This is a genomic window from Okeania sp. KiyG1 (assembly GCF_014132355.1).
Taxonomy (GTDB): domain Bacteria; phylum Cyanobacteriota; class Cyanobacteriia; order Cyanobacteriales; family Microcoleaceae; genus Okeania.
In genome coordinates this window covers 52,756-67,334 of record NZ_BLZO01000187.1, presented here as the reverse complement: position 1 = coordinate 67,334, position 14,579 = coordinate 52,756, and the positions used below count along the sequence as shown (strand labels likewise).

General features: G+C 37.5%; 11 protein-coding genes. 6 read left to right on the top strand and 5 right to left on the bottom strand.

Features of this window, described 5'->3' with window-relative positions; translation table 11 throughout:
- Positions 1–43: 43 nt before the first annotated feature.
- The 3 genes from SAGCYANO_RS41365 to hisIE all read right to left on the bottom strand — a co-directional run bounded on the left by SAGCYANO_RS41365 (position 44) and on the right by hisIE (position 3,181).
- Complete coding sequence (locus SAGCYANO_RS41365) at positions 44–1,513, bottom strand: alpha-amylase family glycosyl hydrolase (RefSeq protein ID WP_237397195.1); 1,470 nt, start codon at positions 1,511–1,513, stop codon at positions 44–46.
- A gap of 415 nt (positions 1,514–1,928) precedes the next feature.
- The gene (locus SAGCYANO_RS41360; protein ID WP_202225325.1) at positions 1,929–2,372 is read right to left on the bottom strand and encodes a lipocalin-like domain-containing protein; all 444 of its coding nucleotides are present in this window, start codon (positions 2,370–2,372) and stop codon (positions 1,929–1,931) included.
- 152 nt (positions 2,373–2,524) lie between these two features.
- On the bottom strand, positions 2,525–3,181 hold the full coding sequence (gene hisIE / locus SAGCYANO_RS41355) for a bifunctional phosphoribosyl-AMP cyclohydrolase/phosphoribosyl-ATP diphosphatase HisIE (protein WP_202225324.1): 657 nt from the start codon (positions 3,179–3,181) through the stop codon (positions 2,525–2,527).
- A gap of 871 nt (positions 3,182–4,052) precedes the next feature.
- On the opposite strand from hisIE, the gene hemL reads away from it, so the two are divergent.
- Both hemL and SAGCYANO_RS41345 read left to right on the top strand, forming a co-directional pair.
- Positions 4,053–5,351: a glutamate-1-semialdehyde 2,1-aminomutase gene (gene hemL, locus SAGCYANO_RS41350; protein ID WP_202225446.1), complete on the top strand. Its 1,299-nt coding sequence runs from the start codon at positions 4,053–4,055 to the stop codon at positions 5,349–5,351.
- Positions 5,352–6,281: 930 nt separating this feature from the next.
- Complete coding sequence (locus SAGCYANO_RS41345; RefSeq protein ID WP_202225323.1) at positions 6,282–7,457, top strand: tetratricopeptide repeat protein; 1,176 nt, start codon at positions 6,282–6,284, stop codon at positions 7,455–7,457.
- A 611-nt stretch (positions 7,458–8,068) separates the two neighbouring features.
- Here the strand turns inward: SAGCYANO_RS41345 and SAGCYANO_RS41340 are convergent.
- Together SAGCYANO_RS41340 and SAGCYANO_RS41335 are read right to left on the bottom strand one after the other, a co-directional pair.
- Positions 8,069–8,269 carry a hypothetical protein gene (locus SAGCYANO_RS41340; RefSeq protein ID WP_202225322.1) on the bottom strand — a complete coding sequence of 67 codons (201 nt, stop codon included), beginning with the start codon at positions 8,267–8,269 and terminating at the stop codon, positions 8,069–8,071.
- A 942-nt stretch (positions 8,270–9,211) separates the two neighbouring features.
- On the bottom strand, positions 9,212–10,123 hold the full coding sequence (locus SAGCYANO_RS41335) for a 2OG-Fe(II) oxygenase (protein WP_202225321.1): 912 nt from the start codon (positions 10,121–10,123) through the stop codon (positions 9,212–9,214).
- A 144-nt stretch (positions 10,124–10,267) separates the two neighbouring features.
- Here SAGCYANO_RS41335 and SAGCYANO_RS41330 point away from each other — a divergent pair, with 144 nt between their 5' ends.
- From SAGCYANO_RS41330 to SAGCYANO_RS49795, 4 genes are all read left to right on the top strand, one after another.
- Positions 10,268–11,191, top strand: coding sequence for a nucleoside hydrolase (locus SAGCYANO_RS41330; protein ID WP_202225320.1), 924 nt, complete (start codon positions 10,268–10,270; stop codon positions 11,189–11,191).
- A gap of 723 nt (positions 11,192–11,914) precedes the next feature.
- Positions 11,915–12,997: an ATP-dependent 6-phosphofructokinase gene (locus tag SAGCYANO_RS41325; RefSeq protein WP_202225319.1), complete on the top strand. Its 1,083-nt coding sequence runs from the start codon at positions 11,915–11,917 to the stop codon at positions 12,995–12,997.
- Between the two features lie 489 nt (positions 12,998–13,486).
- Complete coding sequence (locus SAGCYANO_RS49800; RefSeq protein WP_307786313.1) at positions 13,487–13,921, top strand: Rpn family recombination-promoting nuclease/putative transposase; 435 nt, start codon at positions 13,487–13,489, stop codon at positions 13,919–13,921.
- Between the two features lie 126 nt (positions 13,922–14,047).
- Positions 14,048–14,347: a DUF4351 domain-containing protein gene (locus SAGCYANO_RS49795; protein ID WP_307786312.1), complete on the top strand. Its 300-nt coding sequence runs from the start codon at positions 14,048–14,050 to the stop codon at positions 14,345–14,347.
- Positions 14,348–14,579 lie beyond the last annotated feature (232 nt).

Here is a 14,579-nt window from a genome sequence, read left to right as displayed (position 1 = left end):
ACAAAACTATAAATGATACTTTTTGCTTCTTTATTCTGCTCTCCTAACTAATAACATCAAAAACATGATAACCCCATGCAGGTAAATCCAAATATAAACCTCGTGAAACCAAATTATCTCCCAAACGGTCGTAACTCACCTCATTCATTAAATCTTGCAGTCGATACGTTTCACCCCTGAGACTCTCAAATGGCAACCGAACATAACATTGTCCTTGATAAGAAGCATAGTTAACAGTTATCAACAACAGTCGCTCATCTTTTCCTTGCCAACTGAAAGCAATAAAATTATTCCATGTGAAATTTCCTTCCCATGCAGCAACACATTCAAGTAATTGCCAATTTCCCTCATGGAAAATATCCAGAGCTAAAGAATCTAATAATTGATGGTAAAATTTCTCTATGTGTGGAACAGTAGCTTCTTCAGGAGCATAACATAAGTGCATCGAAATTTTATTAGACCAACCTTGTAACTGACCTTGATGGAAAAAACGTAAACCAGGGGTAAAATAAGTCAAAATGGCAGCAGCTTCATGAACTCTTGGTGGAAAATCTGCATTCGCCCTGGGTTCATCGTGATTTTCCATAAACCGTGCTAATTTATTTTGAAAATCAAGACCAGCATAAAGATGCAGTCTAACTGAAACTGCCTGTTGTTGATGGAGGCGATCGTATAAGCGTTTGTCATAAGTGAAATTAAATCCTAACTGTTGCAATTCCCACTCCAAATCCCAATATACTTCTGCCATAAAGATAAAATCTGGATATTGCTGTTTAATTTGGGAAATTGCATTAGGCCAAAACGGTTGCACTGGAATACCCCAAGTCTGCTCAAAAATATCTGGCAATATTAGCATTGCCATATCGCAGCGAACACCATCGCACAAATGAGCAATATTGAATAATTCTGCTAACATCCCCTCCTGTAATTTGGGGTTGCCGTAGTTCAGTTGCAAAGTATCAGACCAACCTGGAAAATAGGGGTCTCTTCCATGAGCAAATATTTGGCTACCTGTTGGCAATTCTATTTGTATATAGTTTTGGGGTTCTCGTTCAAGATCGGCCTGGGTTCCCTGAACATAAAAGTCAGGATTTGTTTGTACCCAAGGATGGTCGGGGGCGGTATGGTTGGGGACAAAATCAAGCATGAGTTTTAGTCCCTTTTTATGGAGGCGATCGCGCAGTCGTAACATAGCTGCATTGTCACCTAGATTTTCATGGACATGATAACCAGTTACCGCAAAACAAGACCCACAAATATAATCTTCTTGGAACTCATCGCCAAAAAGTTCTGTAGCTTCTTTTCGCACATCAGGATTTGCACGAGAGATATCTCGCGCCATTATTCCTGTCTGCCAAACTCCTAAAAAGTATACCCAGTCAAATCCCGAATTTACTATTTGGTCCAATTCTGCATCGGGAATATCATCTAAGGTGAGGCGACGACCGAACTTTTGGGACAGTCTATTGAGCCAAACACGGGTGTTTATTTGATATAGGGAAGGATTAATCATATATTTCATATTTGAGAGTTTCAAACTATCAATAACATCATAGAACAAATCCCTTACTGGCAAAGCGATCGTTTGTTTTTCATCATCTTTGTCCAGAAGGTTATTGATGCTGTATCTAATATCAACAGGACTTACGCACGGACACGCTTATCCAGTGAGGGCGTTTTGCTACCGCATAACTCCGTTAACGCTCCGCGACATATAAAGCGGAGCTTTGCGGAACGCAAATGGCATTTGCTTCGCATAACTATCGTTAACGCCCCTACATATGGTGTTTTTAAGGTAAATTTGCGTAAGTCCTGATAGTAATTCCCATAAGCAGTGAGGTACAAAACTCTTGGCAACAGGCAACAGGCAACAGGCAATAGTGAAGTAAAGACAAGAGTCTACCTCACGCTTACTGAGAAACGCTATATCAAGTTAGTATTGTTTTAATACAAGGCTCCCACATCAGATGTCCAGTCAACCGTTTGTCACTCACCTTAAAGGAAGGTGTAGTTAATAATAAATAATTTTCTGTAAATTCAAAGAAACGTTCTTGGTTTGTACCAACCCAATTAGGAAATAAAGAGGCTTTAACATGGTGAATTACTTTTTTATCCTTAATTTCATAGCTACCACAATAGGAGATATATGTTTCCATAGCGTTAGCTTTCTCCTGTGTACTTCCTCCCAAAAAATCTGCAGAGGAAAACTTGGGACGCCTTGTCGCCATAATTACCGCTGACATATATCCATCTTCTGCATACATTAGATATCCGATCGTATCTTTACCGTATGGGTAGCTTACTTCACCATTTACATCTTTAAGTTCAAAAGATACCAGTCGCCAAGTTCCAACAAATCGATTTTGTACCACTTTAGTTCCTGATTTTGTTTTCCAGAAATTAATATATAGTAGAGGATTAGATTCTTGAGTGCTTAACTTTCTAACTTGTCTAATTTTGACAAAAGAATAAGGTCTCGCCTTGGAAAATCATAGTCTAATTCAGCACCACTTATTTATAATATTTATTTTTTTGGTCTGCGTTCATCCAACTTCCGATATACATCTCGCAATTCAACATTATGCTGTGCTAGAGCAACCAAAGTATGGTAAAATAAATCTGCCACTTCCGAAGCGATCGCCTCTTTCTCATCATCCTTACACGCCATTACCACCTCCGCTGACTCTTCCCCAATTTTCTTCAGAATCTTATTATCTCCCCCGGCAAATAATTTACAAGTATAAGAACCTTCCTGGGGATGGTCGCGGCGATCGCAAATCACATCAAAAAGCTGAGATAACATATCCGCAGGTGGCTTGACCACCTCCCCATCGACCAGATGAAAACAACTCCTCTCTTCCTTATGGCAGGCAATATCTCCTACCTGTTCAACTCCCACTAACAAAGTATCGCTGTCACAGTCGTAGCGTATCCACTTAATATTCTGAAAGTGACCGGAAGTTGCACCTTTATGCCAAAACTCCTGCCGAGAACGACTCCAAAACCAAGTTTGTGCTGTTTCTAGAGTTTTTTGTAATGATTCCTGATTCATCCAGGCCATCATTAACACTGTACCATCTAAATAATCTTGAACAATAGCAGGCACAAGTCCTTGTTCATTGTAACGAACCTGCTCCACTGGAATCGATTGACTTAAAGCTACTGGTTCGGAGGTAGACATAATTTGCCAAAAAAATTTATTTGTATACTCGAAATCTAGGATATCTTCTGAGTATTTTCTGAATGTTTAATTTTAAGTTTTAATTTATTTTTTATCGCCCATATCATACAATGAATAAATTGTCAAAAAAGCTTCATAATTCTCCAAGATTAACTATAAATATGCCCCTAGGGCAATGATACAATTACCTAAATATAGTTCATAAAAATATAGTCAAATTATGATATATCCTTATTTTGCAGGTGTTATTCTGACTGGGTGAACTACAACACCACGCCAGTTGCGTGACTGTCGGGGGACCCGCCCAACGCACTGGCTTCTCTATCCCATAGCTAAAAGCATTTGGGACTACTTTTTCTTTTCCTCTTTGCATGATGATCTCCCTGATTCAATTTCTACTTGGTCATAATACAGAGGCTTGGACGTAGGTTCTGATGTGTCTAGAGGTAGCGTGTCAGTCCAGGAATTTCACCCTATTGAACTCAGATCGTTGACTCTTGAGGCTATTTAGTCTTCTATTATCACAGAAATTGTTAGATTATGTCAATAGTTGCCCAAATTTATGGAGACCATATGACTACATAATATGACTATATTTGTGTTGAATGTTTATGATACATAAACTAAGGCACTTATGCTGAGAGCAGATGACAGAGGGCATAAGGAACAAATGGATGGGGTTTTCCCACCCAATTCCAATTGTAGGCAACACGAACGGCGGAGTTTGCTCACGGGTAGAGCTCAGGAGTCAGAATTTCCTTCTACCTTCTGCCTCTTGTCCTCTGTCTTTCCTAATAAAGTTTATTTGAATTTGGTGATAACATAAAATCCCCTGTAGGGATTGAAACAAAAACAAAATAAGGAGATTAACTTGGTAGTTACTAAACTCAACACAACTAAATCTGAAGAAATTTTTGCAGCAGCCCAAAAACTCATGCCTGGGGGAGTAAGTTCCCCGGTCAGAGCATTTAAGTCTGTTGGTGGCCAACCAATTGTATTCGATCGAGTCAAGGGAGCATATATTTGGGATGTTGATGGCAATCAATATATTGACTATGTTGGTACTTGGGGACCAGCTATCTGTGGTCATGCTCACCGAGATGTATTAAATTCTCTCAAAGAAGTTCTGGAAAAAGGCACCAGCTTTGGCGCACCCTGTGCTTTAGAAAATATCTTGGCTGAAATGGTTATTGATGCTGTACCTAGCATTGAAATGGTCCGCTTTGTCAATTCTGGGACAGAAGCTTGTATGGCCGTACTGCGTTTAATGAGAGCTTTTACAGGTAGAGACAAAGTCATAAAATTTGAGGGATGTTATCATGGCCACGCTGATATGTTCCTCGTTAAAGCTGGCTCTGGTGTGGCAACTCTGGGTCTGCCTGACTCTCCTGGAGTCCCTAAGTCTGTGACTAGCAATACCCTAACCGCTCCCTACAACGACTTAGAAGCAGTTAAGCAACTTTTTGCCGACAACCCTGGCCAAATTTCTGGTGTTATTCTCGAGCCAGTAGTTGGTAACTCTGGATTTATTACTCCAGATGCAGGTTTCTTAGAAGGGTTACGGATGATTACTCAAGACAATGACGCTTTACTGGTTTTTGACGAAGTGATGACTGGGTTCCGTATTGCTTATGGTGGCGCTCAGGAAAAATTTCAGGTTACTCCAGACCTAACAACTTTAGGCAAAATTATTGGTGGTGGTTTGCCTGTAGGAGCTTATGGTGGTCGCGAGGATATTATGTCAATGGTAGCTCCAGCAGGCCCAATGTATCAAGCGGGTACTCTGTCTGGTAATCCTCTAGCTATGACTGCTGGTATTAAGACTCTGGAGTTACTAAAGGAACCGGGTACTTATGAACAGTTGGATAAAATTACTAAAAGACTTGCTGATGGCTTGTTAGAGCTTGGAAAAGAAACTGGTAATCCTATTTGTGGTGGGCATATTAGTGCAATGTTTGGTATCTTTTTCAATAAAGGCCCAGTTCACGATTATGAAGATGCCAAAAAGTCTGATTTGAGTAAGTTTAGCAAGTTCCATCGTGGAATGTTGGAGCGAGGAATTTATCTAGCACCTTCTCAATTTGAGGCAGGTTTTACTTCTTTAGCTCACACGGAGGAAGATATTGACAAAACTTTAGCTGCTGCAAAAGAAGTTATGTCTAGTCTTTGACATAACTCCCGACGTTGCGCTTGAGCGACAAGGCGGGATTCTTCAACCCGCAAAGGAGTTGCAGTTTATACAGAGGTGATGTCCTCCCCTTGTCTCCCTCAGTATACCATGTTCTGGCTCTCCCATAGGGTGCTGAATCGAATATTACAGCGCGGGACTTCCCGCCAGGAAAGTAAAAGTTTTCAAATGGGTAATTGATGATTTTTAAGTTTGTCATTACCCATCGACAAAATAGCTGTTGGGGACTCCCGTTAAATCACAGATTATAACGGGAGATAACTTCACTACTCAGAGATAATTTTTTTGGGTACGGGGACTCGAAGAAGGCAGAAGGCAGAAGGGAAAGAATAAGGTGAGAAGGTACAAAGTTTTTCATCAACTAATTATCCAGATTCCATTATGAGAATATGTTATGTACAATTTTTATTCTGACTTTTAAATTTCTTCCTAATTAGGGCTTGCTGAATAAATCTAAAAGTCTTTATAGATAAAGGTTTTAGCATTTTTAAGTATCAAAAAGTGCGAGGCTTTAAGTGGTAATGGTTCAATTAGGAGCGGATTTTGGTCAAGACTTGGGTAAAACATTCTTGGGACAATTCTTACCGAATAATTAATAATTAATAATTAATAATTAAATAATTCGCGCCTTGAAGCCTCCCTTTACTAATGGATAATTGACAATTGATAATTGATAATTAAAGAGTTAGAGAGGCGCGAGAATTGTTTCATTATCCATTATCCATTAATACTATTTCCTGATATTCAATTCCGTAACGGTTAAAACCCGAGGTAATTATCAATTATCCATTATCAATTATCAATTAATGAATCCTACCTCCTAGCTCATTCCCCTAACTCCTGTCTCCTGTCTCCTGTCTCCTGTCTCCTATCTCTACTAAAAGACTTTTTCAACAAACCCTAATTAAACAAATGCTTCGTAGAATTTGGCAATGGCTCAAAAATTTATGGACAAAACTTTTGGGGTTATTTTCTCAGTCTCATCTAGATGTATCTGAGAACACTCAACCAACTTCTGAGTCTTTACCCCCACTGACAGATACAGATTATGATTTTTTGTTTGGTCAACTATTGGAGGGTGTTGCCCAGGGTTGGCAGTCCGATCGCGTGCAAAGATTTTTTGATGAATTAGGAGAAAGGGGTAAACCTGAACTTTGGCAGGAATGGTTGCAACGGTTTGGAGAAAGGTTATTAGTCTCCCCTAAACCTAATGATGAGTTAGCTCAGAGAATGGTAGGGTTTGCTGAATTGACGCGATCGCTACCCTCTCTACAATCTTTGGGAGCAATGGCTAATAATATTGGTACTCAACTTTTAAGTAGGGATGATAGTGGGGCTATCTGGGAATATGATGGACCTGATGTTGGTGTTTCTCCTCCTCCACAAACATTCGTGAGTGAAGAAAAAGATGATGATGCCATGTCAGAATTAGTACTTAAACTTCAGGAAAATCCTAATTTATTAGCAACTGTTGCCCAACAGTTAGGGGTACAAACGAGTGACCCCAGAGTAGTTATTCAGGCAATGGTTAGTCAGCTTGGGGTAGGAGTGGAAAATCAAGCACAGTCTGCTGAAAGTAATGCTGAAATATGGGCGAAGTTAGGTTTGGAGCAAGCAAAAGCGGGAGATTTAGTTGGAGCAGTTGATAGTTGGGAAAGCGCTCTAGCTCTAAAGTCAGATTACCATCAAGTTTGGTACAACAGAGGGAAAGCTTTAGTACAACTAGAAAGATGGGAAGAAGCGATCGCTAGCCATGACAAAGCAATAGAAATTAAGTCTGATGATTATTTGGCTTGGAATAACCGTGCTGAAGCACTGGGAAAGTTAGGAAGGTGGCAAGAGGCGATCGCTAGTTGTGAGCGGGCGATAGAAATTAAGTCTGGTTATTATTTGGCTTGGTATAATAAAGCTAGTTTTCTAGTTAATTTAGGACGTTTAACAGAAGCAGTTGCTTGTTATGACAATGCTTTAGAGATTAAACCTAATTTTGACGATGGTTGGTATAAGCGGGGGAATGTTTTGAGAGATTTAGGTTTAATGGAAGAAGCTAATAAAAGTTGGGAGCGCGCTAGGAGGAGCAGGGAGTAGAGAGTGCGCTCCCATATACATCTAGCCTCTTCCAGAGTAGCTCAAGCTATGACACCCCATGGAGTCATTTCAGTTATCAGTTATCAGTTATCAGTTATCAGTTATATCATCAGAACTTACGCAGAACCGCCATATATAGTAGGGGCGAATGGCATTTGCTAACGCAAAGCTCCGCTTTACATGTCGCGGAGCGAAACGCCCCCTACAGATAGCGTATTATCCAATAATTTGCGTAAGTCCTGATTATGTCCCCTGGGGCGCGTTTGTGTAAAACTAAGGGTAAATATCTACAGAAAATTTAGGTTTTTTCAAGCTTTTACAGCGCTTTTCAAATTGATGAACCACATCTTCACAAGCAAAAATCGTGTAGGGGCGTTTTGCTACCGCATAACTCCGTTAACGCTCCGCGACATATAAAGCGCAGCTTTGCGGAACGCAAATACCATTGAGGGCGAATGCCATTCGCCCCTACTGTGGTTTACCCAAATGAAAACCGCTGTAAGCCTTCTTTTCTCTTCCCTCTTTCTTCTTCCTTCTTCCTTACCTTCACGCTTACAATACCGATGCTACCGGACATGATCTCAAATACTAAAAGACATAGTGCCATAAATTTAGCCACGACTTGTTCCTCCTTTATAGGGAACAGGAGGGTCTTCATTAGAAGAACCCACAAACTGATGAAAAACTTCTTCACCTAATTCATCAGAATATTGTTCTAGTAGATTATTGTTAACTTCTGTAGTAGTTAATCCCATTGTTACTACTACAATTAATGTCCAAATATATAGTATTAAATCATTTTTATTGTACATAATAATCACCTCTCAATCACAAAAAAATTAAACTTTAAATTCAGGTATGGTAGAAGCAAAAAATTATCAAGAGGTAAATTTATAATTCATTGCAAATAGATATCTATGATGTCTATAACAAAAATCATCAGAATAATTTTTCGTTCAATTATGAATGTTGTTGTCTAAATTATTCTTCAGTGAAGATATATGATTTTACGCAATATTATTTTTTTTTTCTTTACGGAATGATAAATATTCAAGCTGTATGTAATAGTTATATATTAAGTTATCAAATTGATGATATATAAGCAAACAGCTATTAGCTATCAGCTATCAGCTAGCCTTTTGCAGAGGAACTGCGTTAACAGCTTTCAGCTCTCATGAGGGGTTTAAATGACAATAGAATTTAAAGCCAGCTTTTTTAGTAAGACAGGACTTACGCATAACCACCATATCTAGTAGGGGCGAATGGCATTTGCTAACGCAAAGCTCCGCTAACGCCCACTACAATTGGTGTATAATTTCACATTTTGCGTAAGTCCTGTAAGATTTAATTTTGACTCAATTAGTAAAGCTTTTATCTAAAACTAAAAGCAATAATTGACGGCTGTTTGCGCAGCATTCCACAGGAAATGCTTACCTAAAACTAGCAATTGAATATTTGGTTTTCTAGGTTCAGAGATGTGGGTTATATGTTTCTTTTTACTTTCTATATTTTATACTACATATATAATACATAAATGTCAAGAGGAAGCATGAGGTACAGTTCTAAGACTATTTCTTCCTATATTGCCAGTTGCCTAGAGCAATAAAACTTTGTACCTCATCAACTCGATAACTGCTGTAAGCTATAGCAGTGTGCGCTGGTATATTTACAAATTGCAGGAATTACCCAATAGCTAAAAGTCTGATACTATTAGCTTTCTATTCCCCTTATTGCCAGATGAGCTGCGCAAAGCGCTATACCAATCTTCTAATCCAACCATTAACTGTAAACCGACTATGTTCAAACGCTTTTGATGGACAAACTACAGGCATCACCTCATGTCTGCAACGACTGTTAAAAAAGATAATGGAATTATTAGCAGGGGTAATAGTTTGAAAATTCTCATGAGTTATTGCTTCACCTGCTTTTAATTCAGTATCATAAATTCTTAGCTCACCTCCAGAAAAAGCTTTGGGTTCTTGATAAAAATAATACACATAAGTAATTTCTCTACTTGCTGTTTTTTCGCTACCCGCATCATTATGAATTTTGTAATAACATCCATCATTATGTGCTGTTAGTTGCGCTTCAATTTCTGATATCTCGAAAGGACGAAAATTTAGTTGAGCTAATACTTCTGGCAAGGTTTGTAAAATTTTGCTCTGAATAAGTGCTGTTAATTCGGGAAAGTATTGTGAAAATAGTACATAAGACTGCCGATATTTATCAGCTTTTGTGGTAGTGGTTGATTCAATATATTGGTCGCGGTTTTGAATGGCAATTTCTATAGCTTTTTGATTTTCTTCGGCAGATAAAAAATTGGGAATTTCTATATGAAAACCAGGTAAAAATACAGGTTTTACTTGTGCTATTTTCGGTTGGTACGGATACTGTTTTCTGGTTAAATTATCTGTATTTAATTGATTTATTTGTTGTTGAGCATCAGATATTAATGTACTTGGAGTTCGAGGGTTTGTTTGAGATAAAAGACCTGTCATTTCTAGAATTTTTAGAGCTACTGTTGCTCGTTCTTGTGCCGGAAGTTGTTGATTTTTGAGAATTTCTTCTAAAGTATCAATTGACTGAAGCAGTAATTTATTTACTCTTTCTACTGCTACAATATTGTTGTTTGCATTATTATTACTGACTGATGATTCTGTATACATAATTCAATTCAATTATTTACTCAAGTTTAATGACGTTTTCTATTAATAGTTTATCTCATTGATTTAGATAAAATCTTAATGAGCATACCTAAACTTGTCTGAATATCCCATATAATTCTACTTGAAACCTAATCTTGAATGTTGATGTCCAAAAAACTTGTACTGATGGATCATGATGGTGCTGTAGATGATTTTCTCTCCACTGTTTTATTAATGACCATGGAAAATGTTCAACCTTTAGGAGTAATTGTCACTCCTGCTGATTGTTATATTGAACCGGCAATTAATGCTACTCGAAAAATTTTAGATTTAATGGGATGTTCTGATGTTCCAGTAGCAGAAAGTACGGTGCGTGGTGTTAATCCTTTTCCAGTTTTATTTAGAAGAGATTCTTTTGCTGTAGACCATTTTCCAATTTTAAATGAGAAGGAAACTATTGATACTGTTTTAGTTTCAGAACCTGGTCAAAATTTCATGGTACGAGTTTTAAAATCTGCACCAGAACCTGTAACATTAATGGTAACTGGTCCTTTAACAACTGTTGCTGTAGCTTTAGATATTGCTCCAGAAATTGAGTCAAAAATTCAAGAAATTGTTTGGATGGGTGGTGCTTTAAATGTACCGGGAAATGTAAGTAAAGATATGGAACCAGGGCAAGATATGTCTGCAGAATGGAATGCTTATTGGGACCCATTTGCTATTGAAAGGGTTTGGCAAACTAAAATTCCAATAGTACTTTGTTCGTTAGATATTACTAATAATGTACCTCTAACTTCTGAATTTTCTCGAAAATTAGGTAAGCAAAGAAAATATCCTATCTCTGATTTTGCCGGACAATGTTATGCTTTGGCAATTTCTCAGGATTATTATTTTTGGGATGTTTTAGCAACTACTTATTTAGCACATCCAGAATTTTATCAACTGAAAGAATGGGAAACTACTGTTATTACAAAAGGTCTGAGTCAAGGCCGCATAAAAGTAGAAACTGGTGGGCGGAAAATTATGGCAATGGAACGAGTCGATACAGAGAATTTTTATCATTATATCCTCCAACAATGGGCACGTTAAACAATTAATAATTAATAATTAATAATTAATAATTACCTCTCCTTAAAAGCGGATGGGATTGACTAATCATGAAAATTTTTTCTCTCTTGGTCGATTGGATATGGTTAGGAAACCCATCTATCCCACCCAACGGGGAAGCTCCGCTTTATATGTTGCGTAGCAAAACGACCGCTTGTTTCTCCACGGCGAGTAGAGGCTTTAAACCTTAATTATTCGGTAAATTTAAGTGAGAAAACTGGAAACAGACCACAAATTTGGGATATTCCTTCAAGAACACTTCAATAGAGCATTTTTTTATCAAAATAATTGGGTCTAAAACCCCGCCTTTTAAGGCGAAATATTTTTGGATAGTTGCTCAAATCCTCTACTTCCCCTCCTGGGAGGGGTTAGGGTGGGTTAACTTCTGACTTCTGACTTCGTTAAACTCAATCATCCGGACATAGTATCAGTCATATTTCACCCTTCAATTTATATTCAATAGACATCTCCTCCAAAAGAGGGAACAGGGAACAGATAACAGGGAGAAATAATTGATAATTTATGGATAAGAATTGATTGAATTTTTGATTATTGGAAATGTCTAATATATATCGTAAATAATTATCCGGACATGATATAAATATAAATACTGACAATTGACTGCTAAAATCCGATCTACAGCTTCAACTTCAGAGTTGAAATTGTTACAAATTTATGTTCTCTATTGTAGAGGAAATCATAATTATGGTAGAACACAAACGTATTGGCATTCTTACCAGTGGGGGAGATTGTGCAGGCTTAAATCCAGCAATTCGGGCGGTGGTATATCGTGCAATTGGAACTTATAATTGGGAAGTTTTTGGCATTCAGCAAGCTACCCTAGGATTGATGAAACGTCCGCCAAAAGCAATCAAACTTGAAATTGAAAAAATTGACCCCTTACTAACAGCAGGTGGTACAATTTTAGGAACTACTAATAAGGGCGATCCATTTGCATTTTCGATGCCAGATGGAACTGTGAGCGATCGCTCTGAGGAAATTATTGAAGGGTATCGTTTATTAGAACTTGATGCTTTAATTGGTATTGGGGGTGATGGCAGTCTAGCTATTCTCCATAAACTTGCTCAACAAGGAAATTTGAATCTAGTCGGTATTCCCAAAACCATTGATAATGATGTCAACTGTACTGAACTTTCTATCGGTTTCAATACTGCTGTCAAAATTGCTACAGAAGCACTAGACCGCTTACATTTTACTGCTGCCAGTCATAGTCGAGTTATGATTCTGGAAGTAATGGGGCGAGATGCGGGACATATTGCCCTCAATGCTGGTATTGCAGGTGGTGCAGATGTAATATTGATTCCCGAAATTCCTTACAAAATAGAACGAATATGTGACTACATTCGCAAACGCCAAGATTTAGGCAAAAATTATTCTTTGGTAATTGTCGCAGAAGCAGTGCGTACTGAAACAGGAGAACCTGTCACAACTAATGATTTTTTGGGTCAATCTAGATTTGGTGGTATTGGGCAATATCTAGCTGATAAAATCTCTGCTTGTAGTAATGCAGAAACTCGCGTCACCGTCTTAGGTCATATTCAACGTGGTGGTATTCCTTCCCCAACCGACCGCTTAATTGCTTCAGCTTTTGGGGTAGCAGCAGTTGACCTCATTGCTGAAGAAAAATACGACCACATAGTAACTTGGCAAAATCGACAGGCGATCGCTGTGCCAATTGCAGATGCGATTTCTAAGTACAGAGCGGTAGATCCTAATGATACTTTAGTTAAAACTGCTCGGAGTATAGGTATTTGTTTGGGAGATTGATTTTATCAGTAGGGTGGGAAATAAGTTAATACGCATTTAAAATGCGTATTAGCAAGTCAGAAGTCAGAAGTTATAAGTCAGAAGTAAATTGACTAAAAGGATTTTTTTTATTTTTTATCCTTTAAATGAGAGGTTTTAAACCTTAATTATTCGCAAAAAAACTTAAATCAACGTTTTTTGAATAGTTCAATATTATCTATAAAATCTGCATAAAATAGGAGAAAAACTAGAATGATATTGATCAGCCCCAAGGTCGATTATGCCTTTAAAAAATATTCGGCTATGAACAAAGTAAAGACATATTAATTAGGGCTTGCTGAATAAAATTGTAATCAATACCTGTAAAGATTTCCAGGGTTAAATATTGCTGAAAAAATACAAGGTTTTTGGCTCAATTTTTCTCAAAATACTAATATTTTTCCCCTGACAATGCCGAAAATTTTGCCGTAGCAGATAGTCTAAACTGTTGCTTGTTGCTTTTCGGAGCTGTTGCCTATCATCACCATCAGACTTTTTCAGCAAACCCTAATTAACTTTCTCAATGCCATAATTTATGGGGGAGAAAAAATTCTTGAATCTTTGACAATTATTAACCCTTATAATCCCGGTAAAGTGATGACTTTAAAAGATAGTTATTTAGATATCAAAGCAGTTTTATTTGATGGCTCTATTGTGGTGATTGAAATGCAAATTGCCAGAGTGAGTGTTTTCAGTAAACGGGTAATTTATAATCTGGGAAAAGCTGATACAAACCAGTTAGGAATAGGAGATAATTATCTGATTCTTAAGCCAGCGATAGCTGTAACGATTATCGACTTTATAAAATTTGAAAAGAGTGAAAATGTTATCAATCATTTTGTGTTTCAGGAGAAGACTAAAAAGTTTAAATATCCTGATACAGAATTGCAATTAATTTTTATATAATTGCCTAAATTTAAGAAAACTTTGTCAGAATTAAATAGTTTAAGTGATAAGTGGATTTATTTTCTCAAAGAGGCTACTACTTTGGATAATATTTCGGAGATTTTGGGAGAAGTTTCGGAAATATAATTGGCTTTAAATATTGCTAATCAAGCAAAAATGACAGTGGAAGAGTTAGAAATAGTCCAGCGCCGGGCGATTATGTTGCAGGATGAAAAAGGGCGAATAACTGATGGGAAAGAACAAGGCGAGCAAGAAGGAGAGTCACGATTAATAATGCGTCAACTTAAAAAACGTTTTGGAGAAATACCGGAGGTAATAAGCAATACAATAGGAGGGTTATCTGTTGAAAATTTGGAAAGTTTAGGGGAAGATTCTTTAGACTTCAACAGTTTGGAAAATTTGGCTATTTGGCTGGATAAATTTTAGTTATCTTAATCAGTAATTAGCAAATATAGTAGAAATATTCCAGTGATTTATTATCAATTAATCAACCACTATCAATAGTAGTTCCGAATCTAGTAGCACGTCCAACTTAATTTTGTGTGTAAGGCAACTGCGAAAAATAGTCTCGAACTAAATATTATCGAGATTATTTTTTTTGCCTATCATTTTAGTCTGGACGCGCTAGTAGGTTGTATTACTCTAGTGGGTTATCTCC